Source organism: Sorangium sp. So ce426 (assembly GCF_051475585.1).
Lineage (GTDB): Bacteria > Myxococcota_A > Polyangia > Polyangiales > Polyangiaceae > Sorangium > Sorangium cellulosum_B.
In genome coordinates this window covers 18,287-39,243 of record NZ_CP150341.1, presented here as the reverse complement: position 1 = coordinate 39,243, position 20,957 = coordinate 18,287, and the positions used below count along the sequence as shown (strand labels likewise).

Here is a 20,957-nt window from a genome sequence, read left to right as displayed (position 1 = left end):
AAACGGACGCCCCCTTTCGACTTGGAGGAGACATGCCCGGTTCGAACAAGCTGACCAAGGCGCAGATGATCGTCGGTCTTGCCGAGGCCACCCACCTCGACAAGAAGTCCGTGGCCAGCGTGCTCGATGCGCTCGGCGAGCTGGTGAAGAAAGAGCTCGGTCCGGAGGGGCCGGGCGAGGTCACGGTTCCGGGCCTCGTGAAGATCAAGGCGAAGGAGATCCCGGCCACGCAGGACCGGGAAGGCGTCAATCCGTTCACGAAGCAGCCGATGACCATCAAGGGCAAGCCGGCGAGCCGCAAGCTCCGCGCGGCGCCCGTCAAGGCGCTCAAGGACGGCTGAGCGGCGCGTCCGTGGCCGCAGCTTGCGTCGCCGCATCGGGCGGCGCGAGCTCCGGGGGCCCCGCAGGCGGCCGCGCCCCCGAGCCGACGCCCCGGGCTTGCCGCGGGGCCTTCGCTGTGGAGCGTCGCGCCCGGAGCGCGCAAGCGACGCTCGCGAAGGCGAGCAGCAACGCCATCGGGGCGTCGCCCAGACGGGTGTAGAGCGTCAGCGGCGTGTCCCTGACCGAGGGGGTCGCGAAGGTCACCCCCGGCGCAGCGCTCTCATCGCGGCTGCGCACCACGCCCCGGGCGTCGATCCATGACACGACGCCGAGGTTCACGGCCCGCACGAGATCACGGCGCAGCTCGATGGCGCGCATGACCGCGAGCCTCGCATGCAGCTCGGGCTCGGCGCTCCCGGTGAACCAGGCGTCGTTCGTGATGTTGACGAGGAGGTTCGGGGCGAGCGCCCCGGTGATCCGCCGCCCCACCCCGGTGAGCGTGTCCTCGTAACAGTTGAGCACCCCGATCCGGAGCGCCGGCCCGTGCTCTCGGGGCAACGTGAGGGCGCGCGGCTCCGCGCCCGGGACGAGCCCTCCGCTCTTCTGGAAGATGCGCCGCAGCCAGGGCAGGTAAGCGCCGCCCGGGACCGTCTCGCCGAACCAGAGCAGCTGCAGCTTGTCCTGCGTCGGCTGCATGCTCCCATCGGGGAGCACGAGGGTCGCGGAGTTGTAGCTGTTCCGTTCCTCGACGCCGTCGGCGGCCTTCACGGGCGGCGCCTGGGTGATGAGCCCCGCGAGGATCGGGCCACGGATGCCGGGCCCCACGATCGCGCGACCGCCGCGCGGCGCCTGCCGGGCGCTGTGGGAGAGAGGGTAAGGGTACGCCGCCTCCGGCCAGAGGGTGAGCTCTGCGCCGCCGGCCTCGGCCTCCCGGGTGAGCTCGTGCAGGGTTCGCAGGATGCGCGGGTGGTTCTTCGCCTGCCAGCGCTCGTGAGGCCCGACCGCCTGGTTGACGAGCGCGACGCGCGCGGTCGGCAGGCCGGCGCCGGCGCGCTCCACCGCGGCCATCCGCAGCGCGCCGTGAGCCGCGAGCAGCCCGAACAGCGCGACGCTCGAGAGCGCCGGGTAGAGGATCGCGCGGGACGACCGAAGGCGGGTGGACCGCGGCTGCTGCGCGGGCGCACGCTCGAGCGGCCGCCCGCCCGGCGCTCTCCCGGAGGCGGCCAGGCCAGCGCGGGTGAGCAAGGCCGCCCCGACGGCGAACAGCACGGAGACGCCCCGCTCGCCGATGAGGTCGGCGAGCTGCACGAGCGCCGGCCAAGGGCTCATGAGACCCGCAGGAGTCCAACCGAAGACGGTCGGGATGGCCACGGCGGCGAACACGCCGGTCGCAAAGGCGAGCTCGAGGGGAGCGCGGAGGCGCCGGATGAGCGCGCTCGTGATGCCGCCGCAGATCGCCCAGACCAGCGACTGGGCGGCCGCGAGCAGCATCAGCGCGAGGTACGAGGCCGCCGAGCCGAGTGGCGTGAACCGCTGGATGACCTCCGGCACGAAGCGCAGGCCCACGACGCCCGCCGCCGTTCCCCAGACAGCGCCGCGCCCGAAGGCGCGCCAGATCGTCGGGGCGTCGTGGACGGCGGCCGCCAGCAGAGCGAGCCCAACGATGACAGCGGGGACCAGATCCGTCGGCGGCGCCGTGAGGGCGAACGTCGCGCCGCCAGCGAGGGCGAGCAACAGCGGGGCGCGGCCGCGGAGCGCGCGCATGATCGAGGCCTGGGGCACGATGCGTGCGTTATACCGCGTGGAGACGGTCCGGACCGCGACCGCCTGGTCGAGAGCAGAACGGACGCGAACACCGCGCGGTCAGGGTGGACGGGAGGCTATGACGAGCCGCTCACCAGTAGATGCTGAGCCCGCCGCGGAAGAGCCCCCCGCCCGACGTGTTGGTCGTCCGGCCGGTGTCGGGATCCGTGAACTCGGGAACGAGCCCACCGTCCGTGCGGCTGCGCACGAAGCCAAGCGCATCGACGTTCAGGGCGATGCGGGGCGAAAGCCGGAACTCGAGGCCGATGCCGCCGTGCGCGCCGAAATAGTCGTACTCCGTGTCCGGAGCGAACTCGGCGCCGCCGGCCGCGGCCTCGCTCGAGGAGCGATCGACCTCGGCATGCGCGATGTTCAGGCCGCCCATGAAGTAGAACTGGGTGCGGCTGCGCGGGTTGACGAACAGCATCCCGCTCAGCGAGAGCGGCACCTCGGTCCGCTGGTCGCCGTTGTAGTCCGTGCCCGCGAGGAAGTCGGCGCCCGCATCGATCGCGAACGCCGGGACAGGCCGGTAGCGCAGGCTGATCCCGACGCCTCCCATGCCAGCGTCCTCCGCTCCGCCGTGCTCGCGCCCCAACATGACGCCCTCCATGCGGAGGTTGATCCCCCAGTGGCGCCGCCAGCGCCGCTTCACCGGCGGGGGCGGCGCCGGGGGCGCCACGCGGCGCACGATCACGCGCGGCGGAGGGGCCGCCCCAGGCGTCACGACGATCACCTGGGGAGGCGAGCCCGCCGGCGAGGTCTCGTAGACGACGACCGGCGGGGCTGGACGGGCGGCCCCCCTGGGCGGGGGCGGGGGCGGCGGCGCCTCGGCAGGCGCGGCCTCGGCAGGAGCGGCGGGCGGCGGTTCCGCGACGGGATCGCGAGGCGGCTCCACTTCCTCGCAGAACCACGCGCCGGGAGGACAGTTGCTGTCCTCCTGCGCGAACGCGCTCATCGGCGCGGTCATCGCCACCGCAACAAGGGCATGGGTCAAGCAACGGCGCATCGGGCGACTCCTCTTCGGTGCAGGGAAGTTAGCAACCGGGATGCCATCGACCATCTTGCGGGATCGTCGTCACCATGGCCACGCAGCACGCCGGCGTGCATCGGCCGCCACGGCACGCTGTGGCGGAAGGTTCACACGCGCGCCGTTCCGCAGGGTACTAGCTCCCAAGGCAAAGGTCACGGCGCGGTCGCCCCCGTCGGGAGCCCTGCCACCATCGAGACCAATCGGATTCCACCATGCCTACGGTTACGTTGAAGCAGGGTCATGTTCGGCCGGTGTGGTCGGGGCATCCCTGGGTGTTCGCTCAGGCGATCGCGCGCATCGAGGGCGGCGCGGTGGCCGGGGACGAGGTCGTCGTCACCGACCCCTACGGCAGCGTGCTCGGGCGCGGGCTCTACACCCCGCGCTCGGCCATCCCGGTGCGCATGTACACGCGCGAGGACAGGCCGATCGACGCGGCCCTGTTCCGGCACCGGATCGAGCGCGCCATCCTGCACCGCCGCGAGCTCGGCCTGCCCGCGCGGGCGCCTGGCCATGAGACCGACGCCTTCCGGCTGATCCACGCGGAGGGGGACGGCCTGCCCGGGCTCATCGTCGATCTGTTCGGCGACGTGGTGGTCGTGCAGCTCGGGACGATCGGGATCAAGCGCCGCGAAGGGGTGATCTTCGATGCCCTCCAGGCGGCGCTCTCGCCCCGCGCGATCGTGGACAGGACCCCGGAATCCCTCGCGAAGCTCGAGGGGTTCACCGCCGACGCGGGCGTGGTGCGCGGCGACCCCGCGCTCGATCAGCTCCGGTTCGTCGAGCGGGGGCTGCGTTACACGATCCCGCTCGCGCTCGGCCACAAGACCGGGTTCTACCTGGACCAGCGGACGCTGCGGACCCGCGTCGAGCAGCTCGCCCACAACCGGCGCGTGCTCGATGCCTTCTGCTTCGTCGGCACGTTCGCCATGGCGGCGGCCCGCGGCGGGGCGAGCGAGGTCCTCGCGATCGACGAGAGCGCGACGGCGATCGAGGTCGGGGCGGAGTGCGCGCGGGAGAACGGGCTCCTCGACCGGATCAAGTTCACGCGCGACGACGCCCGCAAGGCGCTGCAGAACGCGTCGAGGCAGGCGGGCTACGATCTCGTCATCTGCGACCCTCCGAAGCTCGCAGGCACGCGCGCCACCAAGGACACCGCGCTCACGGCGTACAGGCGCCTCGCGGCCGGGGCGTGCCGCGCCACGCGCCCGGGCGGCGTCCTCGTGCTCTGCTCCTGCTCCAGCGCCGTGACCCTCGACGATCTGACCCGGGTGCTCGCGCTCGGCGCGCGCGACGCGCGCATGCAGGCCGCGGTGTTCGACCGGCACTTCCAGGGAGGGGATCACCCCGTCCCCGCCGCCTTCCCCGAGGGGCTCTACCTGAAGAGCCTCATCGCGCGCATCGACGCGCTCTGACGATCGCCCGATGAAGCCGCTCTCCCTTCTGCCTCCCGACGCCGCGCGCGCCCTCGCCGGGGTGATCTTCGATCTCGACGACACCCTCCTGGATCACGGCGCCCTCACCGAGGCGGCGTACGCAGCGCTCTTCCGTCTACGCGAGACAGGGCTCTCGCTGATCGCCTGCACCGGCAGACCCGCCGGCTGGGGCGAGGTGCTCCAGCGGCAGTGGCCGATCGACGCGACGATCGTCGAAAACGGAGCCGTCGCACTGGTCCGCGAGGAGGAAAGCGACGCCGCCGGCCATCGAGAAGGGCAAGCCCCGCGCGCGAGCCGCGTCATCACGCTCGATGACCTGGACCGCGAGGCGCGGCGAGCCCGTCGAGCCGAGCTCATCGGGCTCGCCAATGACATGGTGCGTCGTTTTCCGGCGGCGGCGCTCGCGGACGACAACGATCTGAGGGTGACCGACGTTACCATCGACATCGGGGAGCACCGGCATGTCCCGCCCGAAGACGTGCGGAAGATGCGCGCCGAGCTGCGCGAGCGGGGGGTGAGGACGCTGCTCTCGAGCGTCCACCTCCACCTCACGCACGACCCGTCCGACAAGGCCACGGGGATCGTGCGCCTGCTCTCCGCTCGGTTCGGTGAGGATCCCACCCGGGCGCGGCACCGCTACGCGTTCATCGGCGACAGCGGCAACGACGGCGTCGCCTTCGCCGCGTTCGTGCTGACCTTCGGGGTGGCCAACGTGCGCGCCCACCTCGGGAAGCTGTCCGTACCGCCGCGGTTCGTGGCGTCCCTCCCCATGGGCCGCGGGTTCGCGGAGATCGCCCAGCAGATCGCCGAACTGCGGAAGAATGCACCCGAACCGTGATCTTGCCGCGCGCAAGTCGCTTCGCGCTGCGATCCGCCCCACACCTGATGCAGGTAACCTAGCCGCGGCGTGCACTGAAGGAATAGGATCGGTCTTTCGGGAGGGCCGTGCCTCCCAACCCTTTACAGGGGCGCGTGTTCTCGGGGACCATGACGTTGGTCCCTCGCCCGCCAGCGGCAGCAGATGGCGTTTCGACCCCCGACCCCCGGCCTCCTCGTCGACAACAAGTACCGCCTCGCGGAGCGCATCGGCGGGGGCGGCATGGGCGACGTGTTCCGGGCGGAGCACGTGCTCGCAGGTCGCGCCGTTGCGATCAAATTCCTCCACCCGGAGCTGGCGGACAACTCGGAGCTCTCCCACCGCTTCTTCCAGGAAGCGCAGGCGGTCAACCGGATCCGCCACCCGAACATCGTCGACGTGATCGACGCCGGCGTCGGCGAGCTCGGTCCGTACATCGTGATGGAGCACCTCGACGGCGAGTCGCTCGGCATGGCGCTCGCGCGCTTCGGCCGCCTCGACATGGAGGCCGCCGTCGGCGTCGCGATCCCGGTGCTCGAGGCGCTCGACGCCGCGCACCGCGCGGGGATCATCCACCGCGATCTCAAGCCCGAGAACATCTTCATCGCCTTCGATCCGAGCCGCGGCTCGGCCGTCGTCCGCCTGCTCGACTTCGGCATCGCCAAGGTGCTCGACTCCGATGGCCCCTCGCCGCGGACGCGCACGGGCGTCGTGTTCGGGACGCCCGACTATCTGTCGCCCGAGCAGGCCACGGGGGAGTCGCCGCTCGACGGTCGGAGCGATCTCTTCTCGGTGGGCGTGCTGCTCTACGAGGTGCTCACGGGCACGCGGCCGTTCCGCGCGCCGACCGCCGTGGCGACCGCGTTCCGCGTCGTGCACGCCGAGGTGCCCACGCTCGCCTCGGCGGGCGTGACCGTCGACCCGCGGCTCGAGGCGATCGTGCAGCGGCTCTTGCAAAAGGATCCCGCGAAGCGGTTCCAGACGGCCGGCGACGTCGTCCGCGAGCTCGAGCGCGTCGCGCCCGATCCGCCCCGGCGGACGACGGCGCTCGGCAGGCTGATCAACGTGCAGCGGCGGATGGCCCTGAGCCTGGGGAACGCTCCGGAGAACGAGCGCGACCGCCTCTCGTCCTCGCGCGATCGATCGCGCCCGGGGTTCGACGTGAACCCCCCGCCGCCGATGCGCATCTCGCCGTCGATCGTGCCGGGGGGGCGCGTCACCGAGGCGCCGCCCGGGATGCGGCCGTCGTCCTCGGAGCCAGCGAAGCCCGCGCCCGGCGTGACGCTCTCGAACGCGCTGCGGAGCCGCGGCTCGGAGCCCACGATGCTCTCGCAGCGCGGCGAGTCGTTGCCCACGGTGCGCAGCGCCGACCTCGGGCACCGGGCCGAGCCGACCGTCCGCAGCGCGGACTTCGGCGCCTTGATGAACCGGACACGCGACACGCGGCGGCCCAACGTCACCCCGGTCCGGCCGCTGCCGGCGCGCTTCGCCGGGCAGTACCAGGTGCGCGGCCCCGTCCTGCGGAGCGTCGATCGCACCATCGTCGATGAGTACGGGAGGAGCGCGCGCGACGAGGTCGTCTCGCAGATGCCGCTCCGCTACGCCGACGACTTCAAGCACGACTCGATCAACGCGCTCGTCGGGTACGAGCTCGAGGCGCTCGACGCCTACATGGAGCTCGCGACATCGCTGGTCCTGCGCGATCTCGAGCGCTGGCGCGACATCGGCAGGCTCGGCGTGGGCGGCGAGCTGCACAGCCTCGTGCGCACGCTGTTCGCCCGCCCGCTGACCGACATCGCGTCGCTCATGCGCCGCGGGACCTCGATCTGGTCGCGGCTCTTCACGTTCGGCTCGTGGCGCGTGGCGACGGGCCCGACCGGGCGGGTCACGCTCCACATCGGCGACTTCGACCCTGCTTCGCTGCCGCTCCGGCTGTGGGTCGTGGGGATGGTCGAGGAGACAGCGCGCCGCGCGTCCGGCGGCGGCGTGAAGGTCACGATCACGCTCGGCGAGCTCGGCTTCACCTCCGAGCTCGCCTGCGAGATCAGCCTCTAGCTCCGCCCGCCCGAGGCGCGGCCGCGCCGCGCCGGCCGCACGAGGAGCGACCGGCGCTCGGGGGTGTGCCGCAGCGCGATGGCTGCGCGTCGCTGGAGGCGTCTCTCAGGAAGGCTTGCGCGCGCGGTAGCACGCCTGACAGAACACGTCGCGGCCCTCGACCGGCTTGAACGGGACCTCGCCCTCGGAGCCGCACGACTTGCAGGTGATCGAGAACGTCGGACGAGTGCGCGGCGCGCGAGGCTGCTGCGCCGGGCCGCGGCTCGGCGCGGCAGCGCGGCGCTCACCGGCGAACGAGGGGGCGCGGTAGTTGCCGTCATCTCGGAAGGGCGCGCCGCCGCGCGGGCGGCTCGGGTAGTGGCTCGGCGCCGCCCATGCGGGCGTCAGCCCCGAGTACGCGTCCTGCATCGGGCTGCGGTACTCGTTCACATCACCCGTGTAGCGAGGCTTCCGAGGCTGGCCGTCGGCGCGCGCCAGGCCGCGATGCCCCCCGGCACCCCGGGCCGGGCCAGGGCGCTGGCGCTCCGCTGCGCGAGCCGGCGATCCGCTCTCCCCTCGATTGTCCTTGCGCGCGCGGCGGCAAGTCCGGCACCGCTTGGGCGGGGCCGCGAGCTTCCGTTCGGCGTAGACGGCAGCTTCCGCAGCCGAGAATAGGAACGACGTGCCGCAGCTCGCGCAGACAATGTGCTCGTCTCGATGCTGTTCCATGATTCCTCTTTCGTCAGGCCGACGGGCCTCGCAGGCTCACGGGCTCGGGTGACTCGGATGACTCGGGTGACTGGAGCGCCCGGGAGCTGCCCCGCTGCGCTGGAGAAGCGCGATTTACGCGGGGTTCTACGTGATATCGGTGGGATCGCCCTCTTGATGGGGCACGGGAGTGCCTACGGTGACATGCTTGTCATGGCGGTCAAGCGTGCCGCCTCCACGCAACGCCAGGATCGATCGCGCGGCGCGGAGCTTTGATTTCGAAGCTCCTCACGATACCATCCGCGCGACTTTCACGAGGAGCACAGCTCCTTCCGTGACGGACCACGAGCAGCATCCGCCCACGCCGCGCATCGCAACCAGTCGAAGCAATGAGCCATCCCTCCCTGCACCTCACCGCTCGTGACTTCGACGCGTACGCCGCCGAAAAAGCGACCTCGAAGGCCTACTCACGCCCCCGCCTCGAGGTGAAGCAGCGCGCGCTCGCCTGGGCGCGCGGCGTCGTCGCCCGGCTAGCCGAGCTCGGCATCTCGGTCGACGTCCATGGGTCGGACGAGCACCCGTCGATCCGCAACAAGCACCGGGCCGACTGCCAGTGGGTCTTCTTCTGGCGCGACCAGGCGGCGCGCGACGAGCTCGATCGCCTCCTCGACCGCGGCCGCTCGATCTCCGACGCGATCGACGACCCGAGCCCCTTCACGCGGCACGCGTTCCTCGCGCTGCGCATCTCGGAGAGCGAGGTGCAGGTGTGCTTCGCGGTCCACCCGGACGCGAAGGTGGACGTCGACAACCTCCGGGCTCGCCTCTCGGCGACCGAGGAGGCGACGGGCGCGCCAGCCTCGCCGCTCTCCGCCGAGCTCACGAGCGCGCTCCACGCGCTCCCGGAGCAGTTCTCGTTCGGCGCCGCCGGCGGCGATCGCGTGGCCTGCAGCGCGGCCACCTCGGACGCGATCGCCGAGATGCTCCGCCGCGCCGCCGACGGCCAGGTGCCGCTCTGGATCGGCTGGGCGGTCCCGCGCGAGACGGCGGTCGAGCACGCCGACATCCTCGATGAGCAGCTCGAGGACGCGCTCGTCGCGCTCGCCCCGATCTACCGGCTCGTCGCGTGGTCGCGCGAGAACGACCGCATCGCGCTCGACCGCAAGCTCGAGGGCATCGAGCAGGAGCGGGCGCGCGCCCACGCCGAGATCGAGGCCGAGAACGAGCGATGGCGCTCCGAGCAGGCCCGAGCGCGAGAGCGCTCGATGGAGCAGGCTCGAGCGCGCGGCGATGAGCGCGTCGAGGCCGCCCTGCCCGCCCGCCGGCCGACCCTGGCGACGCTGTTCAAGTCGCCGAACAACGCCGGCGCCGGAGCTGGCCGCGGCGGAGAGCCGCGGCCAGCGCTGAAGCGGGTCGGAGAGGGCGGCGCGCCGGCCCGGCGAGCGCCGCACGGCGAAGCGGAGCCGCAAGCGAAGGCCGAGGCTCCGCAGAGGCCCTCGGCCGATCACGCGCCGCGAGCGCAGCGTGGTCCGTCCGGCGAGCCAGAAGCAGCCGCGAAGGTCGCGCCCGATCCCGCCAAGGGCGGCGTGCTGGAGAAGGGCAGCCGCGTCCGCGTGCGACGAGGCCCCTTCGGCGACAAGATCGGCGTGGTGAGCGAGCTCGATGGGCGCGGCGGCGCGCGCGTCCTGCTCGGCCTGCTCTCGACGAGGCTCGAGCTCGACGATCTCGAGCTCGTGGTCGACGGAAGAGATCGGCCCGCGCTCTCGACGTCGCACCGCAAGCCGCTCGCGCCGACGCCGCGCAAGGCGCGCTGAGCGTCGCCGCGCGGCCCTCCCCCCCCCACGCAATGCTCAAGCGCGATCCCTCAACGTACCCCGTCGGCCTCGGCGCGCAGTTCCGCCACAAGCTTCCGCTCTACCTGACGGGCGCGGCGCTGCTCGCTGCGCAGCAGTTCCTCATGGCCAGGCGAGATTTCCTGGTCAAGGACGCCGTCGACGCCGCCGTGAAGGCGCAGTCGAGCGAGGCCGCGCATGCGGCGCTCCTCATGCTCGCGGTCAGCGTGGGCGCCGCGATCATGCGCGTGTTCTCGCGGGTCACCATCTTCACGGCGGGCCGCAACGTCGAGTACGAGCTCCGGGCGATCCTGCTCGCGCGCCTGCACAAGCTCGGGCCGGCGTTCTTCCGCAAGATGCCGACCGGCGACATCATGAGCCGGGCGACGAACGATCTGACGCAGGTCCGCCTCCTCCTCGGCTTCGGCCTGCTGAACGTCGTGGGCTCGATCTTCGCGTTCACGAGCGCCCTGTACGTGATGCTCCACATCTCGAAGAGGCTCACGCTCGCGGCGCTCCTGACGATGCCCGCGCTGATGCTCGTCACCCGGTCGTTCTCGACCAAGCTCTTCGTCCGCACCCGCGACAACCAGGAGGCGATCGGCGCCATGAGCGACCGCGTCCTCGCGAGCCTCGCCGGGGTCAGGGTCGTCCGCTCGTTCGCGCTCGAGGCGTCCGAGATGGCCGCGTTCACGAGCACGAACCAGGGCTACCTCGAGAAGAGCCTCGCGCTCGCCAAGCTGCGCGGATCCATGGCGCCGCTCATGGGGGCCATCAGCTCCGTCGGCGTGCTCATCGTCTTCTGGTACGGCGGGCGGCTCGTGCTGGAGCAGCAGATGACGCGGGGAGACTTCGTCTCGTTCTGGCTGGCGCTGTTGCGGCTGACCTGGCCGATGCTCGCCCTCGGCTTCGTCGCCGCCATCGTCCAGCGCGGTCGCGCCGGCTACGACCGGCTCAAGGCGATCTTCGAGGCCATCCCCGAGGTCGTGAGCGGTCCGATGCCCTCCCCCGAGGTCGTCCACGGCGCCATCTCCGTCAAGGACCTGACGTTCTCCCACGGCGCGAGGAAGGTGGTCGACGGCGTGAGCTTCGAGGTCGAAGCGGGCAGCTCGCTCGCCATCGTCGGGCGCACCGGCTCGGGCAAGAGCACCATCGCCACGCTGCTCGCCAGGCTCATGCCCACGCCCCGCGGCGCTGTGCTCCTCGACGGCGTCGACATCTGCGACCTGCCGCTCGACACCGTGCGCGCGAGCATCGGCTACGCGCAGCAGGATGCGTTCCTCTTCTCGACGACCGTGGCCCGCAACATCGGCTACTCCCTCGACGATCCGGATTCGCCGGCCGCGTTCGAGACGATCCGCGCGGCCGCCGCGGAGGCCGAGGTGCTGAACGAGGTGCTCTCGCTCCCCGACGGCTTCGATACGGTGGTCGGGGAGCGTGGCGTGCAGCTGTCCGGCGGGCAGCGCCAGCGCGTCGCGCTCGCGCGCGCGCTCGTGCGCGAGCCGAACGTCCTCGTCCTCGACGATCCGCTCTCCGCCGTCGACGCGAAGACCGAGCAGGCCATCCTCGAGGCGATCGAGCGGCAGGCCGCGCGACGGACCGTCATCCTGATCACCCACAGGGTCGCGGCCGCGCGGCGGTGTGACGCGATCGTCGTGCTGGAGCAGGGTCGGGTCGTCGAGCGCGGCACGCACGACGACCTCGTCCGCGCGGGCGGGATCTACGCGTCGTTCGCCGAGGAGCAGCAGCTCGAAGAGGATCTCGCGACCTTCGAGGCGTCGCCGTCCTCGCAACCGGTGGGGCTCTCGTGACACAGCCGGCTCACGGAGACAGCGCGACGATGCGGTCGAAATCGAGCGGCGCCTCGGCCGCGGGCGAGGCGGGCGCGGGCCCGCGGCGGCAGGCGCAGGCGGCCACGGCCAAGGGCCGCGGGGCGGCGAAGGCGAGCCGCACGGAGGACGTGCTGAGCCGGTTCCACGAGGAGTCACGGCTCGGCGAGGCGTACGACGCGCGCATGCTGCTGAGGCTGTGGCCGTTCGTGCGCCCGCAGGGCACGCACCTCGCGCTGTCGCTGGCGCTGCTCGTCGTCACGGCGCTGCTGGCGCTGCTGCGCCCGCTCATCATGCGCGACGCGCTCGACGCCTTCGACACGCCCGGCGGGCTCGATCACCTCACGCGCAGCGGCCTGTTGCTCACGGGCGTCATGGTCCTGGAGCAGTCGCTCGCCTTCCCGCAGCTCTACCTGATGCAGCTCGCCGGCGCGCGCGCGATGGCCGACCTGCGCGTGCGCGTCTTCGGCTTCTTGCACACCCGCCGCCTCGGGTTCTTCGATCGCACGCCGGTCGGCCGGCTCGTCACGCGCGTGACGAACGACGTGGACGCGATCGGCGAGATGTTCGCGTCCGGCGCGCTCAACGCGTTCGGCGATCTCCTCCGGCTCGCCGTCATCGTCGCGGTGATGGTGTCGCTCGACTGGCGCATGTCGTTGCTCGCCTTCGCGGCGGTCCCCCCTGTCGCCCTCGGCGTCAACTGGACGCGGCGGCGGATGCGCGACGCGTTCCGCGAGGTGCGGGCGAAGACGGCCCGGATGAACGCGTACCTCAACGAGCAGGTGTCCGGGATGGCCGTCGTGCAGGCCTACGCCCGGGAGGAGCGCTCGGCCGAGGAGTTCGACGAGATCAACGCGGCGTACCGCAACGCGAACAACCGCTCGATCGTGCTCGACGCGACGCTCGACGCCGCCATCGAGATGGTCTCGAGCGTCTGCATCGCCGCGGTGCTCTGGTACGCCGGCGTGAACAGCCTGAAGGACGAGATCTCGTTCGGGACCTTGTTCGCCTTCGTCGCCTACATCGACATGTTCTTCGTCCCGATCCGCGATCTCTCGGCTCGGTACACGCTGCTGCAGTCCGCGATGGCCGGCGCGGAGCGCGTCTTCGAGCTGCTCGACAACAAGGACGAGGACGCGACGGCGGCGGCGACGAGCGGCGGCGACGCGGCGAGGGCGGCGGACGAGGGCGTCGCGTTCGAGCTCGACAACGTCGGCTTCGGCTACAAGCCGGGCGCGCCTGTGCTGCGGCACGTGTCGATCGCGGCGAGGCGCGGCGAGAAGGTCGCGCTGGTCGGCGCGACCGGCGCCGGCAAGAGCACCGTGGCGTCGCTGCTGCTCCGCCTCTACGACGTCGACGAGGGCGTCGTGCGGGTCTTCGGCCGCGACGTCAGCGCGTACCCTCGCGACGAGCTGCGCCGCCAGTTCGCCGTCGTCCCTCAGGACGTGTTCCTGTTCCCGGGCACGGTGCTCACCAACATCGCGGCCGGCGACGCGATCCCCGATCGGGCCAAGGTGGTGAGCGCGCTGAACCGCATCGGCGCCCTCGACCTCTTCGAGCGGCGCGAGGGCGGGCTCGACGCCCCCGTGCTCGAGCGCGGCAGCAACTTCAGCGCCGGCGAGCGCCAGCTGATCGCCTTCGCCCGGGCCCTCTACCGCGACCCGCCGCTCCTCATCCTGGACGAGGCCACGGCCAACGTCGACAGCGACACCGAGGCGCGCCTCCAGCGTGCCCTCGAGGGAGCCATGGAGGGGCGCACCGCGTTGATCATCGCGCACCGCCTCTCGACGATCCGCGCCGTCGATCGCATCGTCGTCTTCCACAAGGGCTGCGTCGTCGAGCAGGGCACGCACGAGGACCTGCTCGCCGCGGGCGGCGTCTACAGCAAGCTCTACCGGCTGCAGTTCGCCCGGCAGGCAGCGGCGCACGCCTAGGAGCGCGGGCCCTAGGGCTCCGCGCTCCCCCCGCCGGGATCGGCGCCGTCGCCGAAGCACCTGCCGACGACGGTGCCCCCGGCGGCTCCCATCCCATCACCGTCGGCGCCGGTCGCGCCTCCCGCGGCGCCGGTCGCACCGTCATCGGCGCCGATCGCGCCCCCGGCGACCACCCGCAGCCAGTACTCGGAGCAGCTGCCGTTGACGACGATCAGGTGCTGGTCGTCCACGCAGGGCACCTCGGCCTGGTTGCCAGCCGCCTGCGCCAGCGTCCCGCCGCCCTTCGTCCCGTCGCGCTCGAACGACAGGTACAGCTGCCACCACCGCGGGCGCGCGCCGAGGTGATGCTTGAGCGCGTACCGCATGCCGCCCGGGAAGAAGAGGAGCTCGCCGTCCGGCGCCGAGGTCTCGTAGATGCCCCCCTCCGGTGTGGCCTCGACGAACTCGATCGGCGGGTTCGCTTCCTCGGATCGGTCGCACCTGTTCGGCGAGCACCCCGCCGCGAACGCCATCGACGCGCCCATCGCCCAGGCGACGGCCCATCTCAAGCGCTGCGCGGCGTTCCCGCCGGCGCCCTGGCTCCGCATCGCTCAGCCGAGCCAGCGCGCGGCGTCGAGCGCGTGGTAGGTGAGGATGAAGTCCGCCCCGGCGCGCCGGATCGACGTCAGCAGCTCGAGCACGGCGCGCTTCTCGTCGATCATCCCGCGCTCCGCGGCGGCCTTGATCATCGCGTACTCGCCGCTGACGTTGTACGCGCCGAGCGGCAGCGTCGTCACCTCGCGCACGCGCGCGATGACGTCGAGGTACGCGAGCGCGGGCTTGACCATGAGCATGTCGGCCCCCTCTTCCTCGTCGAGCGCCGCCTCGCGCAGGCCTTCGCGGGCGTTCCCGGGGTCCATCTGGTAGCCCGCCCGGTCGCCGAACTTGGGCGCGCAGTCGGCCGCCTCGCGGAACGGCCCGTAAAAGCCGGACGCGTACTTCACGGCGTAGGAGAGGATCGCCGTCCCCGTCAGCGACTCGGCGTCGAGGGCGCGCCGGATCGCGGCGACCCGGCCGTCCATCATGTCGCTCGGCGCGACAACGTCGGCCCCCGCCCTGGCGTGGACCACCGCCGCCCGCGCGAGCACCTCCAGCGTCGCGTCGTTGTCGACGTCCACCGCCCCGGACGCGTCCTGCCGGAGCAGGCCGCAGTGGCCGTGATCGGTGTACTCGTCCACGCACACGTCGGTGATCACGAGCAGCTCCGGCACGGCCTCCTTCATCGCCTTCACGGCGCGCGGCACGGGCCCGTCCGGGTCGTAAGCGCTCGTACCCGACGCATCCTTGGAGCGCGGGAGCCCGAACAGGATCGTCCCGCCGATGCCGAGCTCCTTGCAGAGCCGCGCCTGCGCTGCCGCGGCGCTCACGGGCAGCTGCGAGACGCCCGGCATCGTCCCGACCGGCCGAGGCGCGTCGAGCGCCTCGTTGAAGAAGAGGGGGAGGATGAAATCTCCCGGATGGAGGGTTGTCTCGCGCACCAGGGCGCGGAGGGCGGGCGAACGACGGAGCCGGCGCGGTCTCTTCGTGGGGAACACGGCGGCGGAGCATAGCAGCCCTGCGCCCGCGTGAGCCGCTCCGGTCCAGAGGAGCGCGCGATCCGTGGATCGCCTGGGCGCTGCGAATCGGTTAGTGTTCGCAGTGTTCGCAGTGTTCGCCCGAAACCGCCAGCATGAGAACGGCCCTCCACTTCCCGTTTTCCGGCCGCGCTCGCCCCGCCGCGCGCGCAGCTCGCGCCGGGCGCGGTCCGCGCGCGCAGCCATCGCTCAGCGGTGAGCCGCTCCAGAGCGCGCGGCCGAGCGCGCAGCCGGGCCGGGGCGCGGCGTCCTCGGCTGGGGCGTCTGCTGGGACGACAGGGGAAGCGTGTCGTCGTCGTCATCCGCCGCCGGGCCCTCCTCCGGCTGCTCCGCAGGCGTCGCCGTGGCGGCGACCGTGACCGTCGCAATGTCGGACAGCGGGCACCACACGGTCCACGCCTCATTGCGGACGAAGCTATCGAGGGGGACCACGCCGCTCTCGATGCCGCGCGCGAGCTGGTCGAGCTTGACCGGCCCGACCGAGCGCTCCCCATTGGTGACGTACCATCGGTCCGGAAAGCCGCGCTCCGAGCTCAGCAGCTCTTCGACCAGTTTCACCGATCTCATCGAATGGACTCCAGAAACCGCCGGACGTTGAATCGACCGGATGCGATTCTAATCCCATAACGCACCGGGTCAACATCACTGCAGAATCGCTATGACAATCAACGTCTGCCATGCATGAACGAGAGAATGACGGGAGTTTGACTGTGTTTCCGAGGCGTAACAATCCTTCCGAGGAGGGCCCCGGCGCGGCGGCCGCGGGGGCAATGAACGACGGAGCGCCGGGCGCGGCGGCCAGGCCAGGCGTCGTGTACCTGGTCGGCGCCGGCCCGGGGGATCCGGGGCTCCTCACGTTGCGCGGCGCAGAGCTCCTCGCCACGGCCGACGTCGTCCTGCACGACGAGCTCGTCCACCCCGCGCTGCTCGACCGCGTGCGGGAGGGCGCCGACGTGCGCTCGGTCGGCAAGCGCGGCGGCGATCGGGTGGTGAAGGACGCGAAGCAGGCGGAGATCGACGCGGAGCTCGTCGCGCTCGGCCTCGCGGGCCGCAGCGTCGTCCGCTTGAAGGGCGGCGATCCGTTCCTCTTCGGGCGTGGCTCGGAGGAGGCGGAGGCGCTCGCGCGGGCCGGGGTGCCGTTCGAGGTGGTGCCGGGCGTCTGCTCTCCGCTCGGCGCGACGGCCTACGCCGGCATCTCGCTGACGCACCGGCACATCGCCTCCAGCGTGATGATCGTCAGCGGCGTCACCCGGGCTGGCAGATCCTTCGACTGGAGCGAGCTCGCCTCCGTCCGCGGGACCATTTGCGTCCTGATGGGCATGCAGGCCCTCGACGCGGTGGTCGAGGGCCTGATGGGGCCGGGGCGCCGCGATCCCGCGACGCCGGCGGCGGCGATCCAGTGGGGGACGCGGGCCGACCAGCGCGTCGTCTCCAGCCGCCTCGACGACCTGCCTCGCCGCGTGAAGGAGGCAGGGATCGAGAGCCCCGCGGTCATCGTCGTCGGCGCCGTCACCGGCCTGCGCGACACGCTCCGCTGGTTCGATCGGAAGCCGCTCTTCGGCAAGCGCGTGCTCGTGACCCGGCCGCGCCACCAGGCGCGCTCGACGTCGAGGCTCGTGCGCCTCCGCGGCGGCGAGGCGGTGGAGCTCCCGACCATCGAGATCCACCCTCCCCCCGACCCCGGGCGCATCACCGAGGCTGTCCGCGGCGTCTCCGGTTACGACGCCGTCGTCTTCACGAGCGAGAACGGGGTGGCCTGCTTCTTCAAGGAGATGGAGCGGCTCGGCCTGGACGCGCGCGCCTTCGGCCCTGCGCGCCTCGCCGCGATCGGCGCCGGGACCGCCGCCGCGCTCGCCGCGCGCGGCGTCCGCGCCGACATCGTCCCGCGGGAGTTCCGCGGCGAGGAGCTCGCGGATGCCATCCTCGCCGACCCCGCGCTGGCCGGACGCCGGGCCGCGTCCCCTCGAGTCCGCGTGCTCCTCGCGCGCGCGCTGGTCGCCCGCGAGGTGCTCCCCGAGCGCCTCCGCGCCGCCGGTTGCGAGGTCGATGTCGTGCCTGTCTACGAGACCCGCCCTGCGTCGGCCGGTCGCCGCGAAGAGCTGCTCCGGGCGCTCTCGGCGGGCGCGATCGACGTCGTGCTGCTCACCTCGAGCAGCACCGTCGACAGCCTCTGCGATCTCCTCGGCGAGGGCGCCGCAGCGCGCCTCGAACGCGTGCTCCTCGCGAGCATCGGGCCGATCACGACCGCGACCGCCGAGAAGCGGGGGCTCCGGATCGGCGTGACCGCCGAGGTGAGCACCACAGCAGGTCTCCTGGACGCGCTGGATCGACATTTCACTGCATTGCAAGCTGCCCCTGGGGGCGCCAGGAGCGAATGAGCTGGTCGCACGATGTGCGGCCGGCGCAGCTGCGGAAATAAAGAGAGCGTCGCAGCGGACCTGGGGGGGGAAGGTCTCCGCCGCGACGCTCGATCCCAGCGGAGAGCAGGGCGCGTGCCTGCGAACTCTTCAAGTCGATTCAGGTACTTAGGACGTCCCAGCAGGAGTCTCCTTGCGCTGCTGCGCCGCCACGGCGACAGAGATGCAAGGACACGCCTGATTCAGCCTTACCGTCGGACATCGACAGCGCCCTTCCCCGGGCCGGAGCAGGCGTGCAGCGTCACAGCCGGACAGCGCTTGTGAGATGAGCGCCCTCCGGTGCCGTTCGGCTCACTCGAACGTCGCTCGCACCACGAGGAACTTGTTGTTGAGCTCGATGGACGTGAGCTTCTCGAAGATGCGAGGGCTGCCGAGCTCGTTCGACAAGGAGCCCGTGCGTCCATGCTCGGTGACGAAGTAGAAGGTCTTCACGCCCTTCTTCTTCTGCTCGTTGATGTAATCCTGGAACTTCTTGCCGCTCGACACGAAGGCCGCCAGCCGGTTGCCGGCATAGAAGTTCTCGCCCTTCCAGTTCAGCTGGTAAGCGACGAGCGGCCCCGGGATCTGCTGATTCGCGCGCACGTAGGCGAGCAACGTCTCGCGTTGCCCCCAGTGAGGCGACGTCCGCACGAAGTACACGTCAATGCCCCACGCCGTGAACACGACGGCGAGCGAGAGGAGCGCGTAGACGACCAGGCGGCGCCAGCGCGCGACCATCAGCAGCAAGCACAGGGCAGCCGCGGCGGCGGTGAAGGCCCACAGGGTCGCGGAGAAGTCGAGCGACTGCGGCCAGGGGCGCTTGTAATTGTACGTGAACAGGTGCAGCAGCCTGGCCTGGCTCGGCTGTCCCTCGCGCACCATCGCGAGATCGCGCCCGACGAGGAACACGAGCAGCGCAGCGCCGAGCGCGACGGCGCCGAGCATCGCGCGCTCGTAGCTGACCACCGCGGCGGAGCGCGCCGACAGCGCCGGCGAGGAGGCGCCGATCGAGCGGCGCGCGAGCCCTCCCGCGCGGCCGTCGAGGCGCAGCATGTCGTCGAGCAGGATCCCCGTGAGCATCGCCGCCGGCGGGACGGCCGGCAGGATGTAGTGATGGAACTTCGTCAGCATCAGCGAGAACAGCGCGAAGCCGAAGAGGAACCACATCGCCAGGAACACCGAGGCGTCGCCCTGGCGGACGTCGGCCGAGCCGCGCTCCCCGGGCGCGGCCCCCTCGCGCCGCCTGAGCCACCACACGAGCGACGCGGGCACGAGCCCGGTCCACGGGAACATCGCGTAGCCGAGCTGCCACACGTAATAGCGGAAGCTCACGTCGTCGCCCTCGTTCGTGTCGTGGACGTGGGTGAAGGCGCGCTTGAACATGTCGTGGAACAGGAGCCTGTCGGTGAACGGCTGGCCGTGCCGCGCGTACATCGCGACGAACCAGGGCAACGCGACGCACGCGAGCACGAGCAGCCCGACGGGGATCTCCATCTTGAGCACGTCGCGGTACCGGCGGGAGACGACGACGTAGCCGAGCGCGCAGAGCACCGGGAGCCCGAAGCCCGCCGGGCCCTTGGCCATCGTGGACAGGGCAGCGAAGAACCACGCCGAGAGGAAGAGGAGCCGCTGGACGCGCCGCTCGCCCCAGCTGGCGTACAGGACGATCCCGAGCGTCTGCGCCCAGACGAGCGCCTGGAGCGCAGGCTGAAGGCCGGGGAGCACGGGCAGCACCGACCGGCAGGCCTCGTTGCCAGGGAGACCGCAGTTTCCCGGTGAGCCCGAGCTGAAGACGTCGCCGCGGAAGTGGAGGCCGAAGGGCGAAAGGCCGATCTCGACGTGACGCGACAGCAGGTAGAGGATCTGCGGCAGCGCGCAGGCGAGGATCGCCCCGAGCACGAGGTGATAGGCCGAGAGGCCCACCTTGAGCGGGCCGAGATCCACCTCGTAGACGCGCGCCTCCTCCGCGTCGTCGGTGTGGATGCCGAGCAGCAGGAGCGCCATCGCCGCGGCCATCGTCGCGACGAACGGCATGTCGGTCATGGTCTGGTGGGAGACCAGGAACCACTGCGGCATCGTGGCGAGGACGAGCCCCGCGAGCAGCCCCGCGCGGCGGCTGAAGATCCGCGAGACGGCCTTGTAGAGGAGATAGACGGCGATGAGCGTCAGCGCGAAGACGGGGAGCCTGACGGCCCACTCGGGCCACGGGGCGCGCCCCTCGGCCGCCGCCGAGAGCATCTCGCCCGAGCGGTAGCGGACGCCGAACGCGGCCATCGCGAGCGCCTGCATCCAGAAGTCGAGCACCGGCTTCGACCAGAACCAGCCGTCCTGCGCCCACCAGAGCGAGATCCAGTCGTTCCTGGCCAGGATCTCGCGCGCGACCTCGCCGTAGTGCGTCTCCCAGGGATCGGTGAGCGAGTGGCTCCCGAGCATGGGCAGGTAGAGCAGCGTGACGACGGCGACGAGCCAGAAGCCGTGCCGCCGGCCGAGGGGGCGCGGAGCTCCCGCCTTGTCGACGCGGCAGGGGCCGAGGCGCTCGCCGAACCGGAACGCGCCGATGACCGCCGTGAGAAACGCGGCAGGGACGGCGACGGCGGGCACCGCCAGCGAGAGCAGCGTCGGCGCGCCGTCCGACGAGGGTGGGCTCGGCGAGAAGAAGCCCGCGACGCTCAGCGTGATCAGGACGAAGAGCGCGACGAGCCCACCCCCGAGCAGCGCGAGCGGGCCGAGGAGGTCGCGGATCCCGACGCGCGTGGCGACGCGCTCGGGGGGATCGTCGAACGTGCCGAGCAGATCGAGCAGGCCGATCGCCGCGATGGCGACGCCGAGCGCGCCGATCGGGACACCCCAGCGCAGCTGAGGCGCGAGCGCCATCACGACGAACGTGAGGAGGGCGCCCGCGGCGGACACGGCAGCGCCACGCCAGCGGAGCGGGTTGCCCTGCGGCACGAGGCGAGCCTCCTCGGCGTCGGCCGCGGCCCCGGCCATCCCGACCATGCCGTCGCTCTCTGCCAACCCGTCACCGGCGGAAGGCGCGCGTGGCTCAGGAGCGCTTGAGCTCTCCAGATCGCCCGCGGCCGTCCCGTCGCGGGCGTCCGCGGGCGCACCGCTGCGTTTGTCGTGTGTGTCGTTCATGGCTGCGCCGACCGCGGAGCGAGGCGCGGCCCTGGC

Annotated in this window: 15 protein-coding genes and 1 pseudogene; 8 read left to right on the top strand and 8 right to left on the bottom strand. The window is 71.9% G+C overall.

The features are described 5' to 3' along the window. Positions 1–32: 32 nt before the first annotated feature. Positions 33–341 (top strand): HU family DNA-binding protein, encoded by a 309-nt coding sequence (locus tag WMF44_RS00145; RefSeq protein WP_272097071.1) that lies wholly within the window; start codon positions 33–35, stop codon positions 339–341. Here WMF44_RS00145 and lnt read toward each other — a convergent pair. After that, the gene (gene lnt, locus WMF44_RS00140; protein ID WP_437297087.1) at positions 328–2,103 is read right to left on the bottom strand and encodes an apolipoprotein N-acyltransferase; all 1,776 of its coding nucleotides are present in this window, start codon (positions 2,101–2,103) and stop codon (positions 328–330) included. The genes WMF44_RS00145 and lnt overlap by 14 nt on opposite strands. A 112-nt stretch (positions 2,104–2,215) precedes the next feature. After that, entirely contained in the window at positions 2,216–3,130 is a 915-nt protein-coding gene (locus WMF44_RS00135; RefSeq protein WP_437297086.1) for an outer membrane beta-barrel protein, read from the bottom strand. Between the two features lie 236 nt (positions 3,131–3,366). Here WMF44_RS00135 and WMF44_RS00130 point away from each other — a divergent pair, with 236 nt between their 5' ends. The 3 genes from WMF44_RS00130 (at position 3,367) to WMF44_RS00120 (ending at position 7,498) form a co-directional block, all read left to right on the top strand. Then, the gene (locus tag WMF44_RS00130) at positions 3,367–4,566 is read left to right on the top strand and encodes a class I SAM-dependent rRNA methyltransferase (RefSeq protein ID WP_437297085.1); all 1,200 of its coding nucleotides are present in this window, start codon (positions 3,367–3,369) and stop codon (positions 4,564–4,566) included. A 10-nt stretch (positions 4,567–4,576) separates the two neighbouring features. Next, the gene (locus WMF44_RS00125) at positions 4,577–5,425 is read left to right on the top strand and encodes an HAD family hydrolase (protein ID WP_437297084.1); all 849 of its coding nucleotides are present in this window, start codon (positions 4,577–4,579) and stop codon (positions 5,423–5,425) included. Between the two features lie 183 nt (positions 5,426–5,608). After that, on the top strand, positions 5,609–7,498 hold the full coding sequence (locus WMF44_RS00120; RefSeq protein WP_437297083.1) for a serine/threonine-protein kinase: 1,890 nt from the start codon (positions 5,609–5,611) through the stop codon (positions 7,496–7,498). 105 nt (positions 7,499–7,603) lie between these two features. On the opposite strand, the gene WMF44_RS00115 is transcribed toward WMF44_RS00120, so the two are convergent. Together WMF44_RS00115 and WMF44_RS00110 are read right to left on the bottom strand one after the other, a co-directional pair. Beyond that, a complete protein-coding gene (locus WMF44_RS00115) occupies positions 7,604–7,927 on the bottom strand; it encodes a CxxC-x17-CxxC domain-containing protein (RefSeq protein ID WP_437301700.1) in 324 nt (107 codons plus the stop codon). 138 nt (positions 7,928–8,065) lie between these two features. Then, positions 8,066–8,206 (bottom strand): annotated as a pseudogene (locus tag WMF44_RS00110) (zinc-ribbon domain containing protein); the annotation flags it as partial. Positions 8,207–8,574: 368 nt separating this feature from the next. On the opposite strand from WMF44_RS00110, the gene WMF44_RS00105 reads away from it, so the two are divergent. The 3 genes from WMF44_RS00105 to WMF44_RS00095 are packed head-to-tail and all read left to right on the top strand — an operon-like array spanning position 8,575 to position 13,777. Then, positions 8,575–9,996, top strand: coding sequence for a hypothetical protein (locus WMF44_RS00105; protein ID WP_437297082.1), 1,422 nt, complete (start codon positions 8,575–8,577; stop codon positions 9,994–9,996). A 32-nt stretch (positions 9,997–10,028) separates the two neighbouring features. Next, the gene (locus WMF44_RS00100; RefSeq protein ID WP_437297081.1) at positions 10,029–11,825 is read left to right on the top strand and encodes an ABC transporter ATP-binding protein; all 1,797 of its coding nucleotides are present in this window, start codon (positions 10,029–10,031) and stop codon (positions 11,823–11,825) included. Between the two features lie 29 nt (positions 11,826–11,854). Next, positions 11,855–13,777 carry an ABC transporter ATP-binding protein gene (locus tag WMF44_RS00095; protein WP_437297080.1) on the top strand — a complete coding sequence of 641 codons (1,923 nt, stop codon included), beginning with the start codon at positions 11,855–11,857 and terminating at the stop codon, positions 13,775–13,777. 11 nt (positions 13,778–13,788) lie between these two features. On the opposite strand, the gene WMF44_RS00090 is transcribed toward WMF44_RS00095, so the two are convergent. The 3 genes from WMF44_RS00090 to WMF44_RS00080 all read right to left on the bottom strand — a co-directional run bounded on the left by WMF44_RS00090 (position 13,789) and on the right by WMF44_RS00080 (position 15,957). After that, positions 13,789–14,364 (bottom strand): hypothetical protein, encoded by a 576-nt coding sequence (locus WMF44_RS00090; protein WP_437297079.1) that lies wholly within the window; start codon positions 14,362–14,364, stop codon positions 13,789–13,791. Between the two features lie 3 nt (positions 14,365–14,367). Continuing rightward, positions 14,368–15,351 (bottom strand): porphobilinogen synthase, encoded by a 984-nt coding sequence (gene hemB / locus WMF44_RS00085; RefSeq protein ID WP_437297078.1) that lies wholly within the window; start codon positions 15,349–15,351, stop codon positions 14,368–14,370. A 228-nt stretch (positions 15,352–15,579) separates the two neighbouring features. After that, positions 15,580–15,957: a DUF4339 domain-containing protein gene (locus WMF44_RS00080; RefSeq protein WP_437297077.1), complete on the bottom strand. Its 378-nt coding sequence runs from the start codon at positions 15,955–15,957 to the stop codon at positions 15,580–15,582. A gap of 143 nt (positions 15,958–16,100) precedes the next feature. Here WMF44_RS00080 and cobA point away from each other — a divergent pair, with 143 nt between their 5' ends. After that, positions 16,101–17,768: a uroporphyrinogen-III C-methyltransferase gene (cobA, locus tag WMF44_RS00075; protein ID WP_437297076.1), complete on the top strand. Its 1,668-nt coding sequence runs from the start codon at positions 16,101–16,103 to the stop codon at positions 17,766–17,768. Positions 17,769–18,098: 330 nt separating this feature from the next. Here cobA and WMF44_RS00070 read toward each other — a convergent pair whose 3' ends face one another. Beyond that, positions 18,099–20,921: an ArnT family glycosyltransferase gene (locus tag WMF44_RS00070; protein WP_437297075.1), complete on the bottom strand. Its 2,823-nt coding sequence runs from the start codon at positions 20,919–20,921 to the stop codon at positions 18,099–18,101. Positions 20,922–20,957 lie beyond the last annotated feature (36 nt).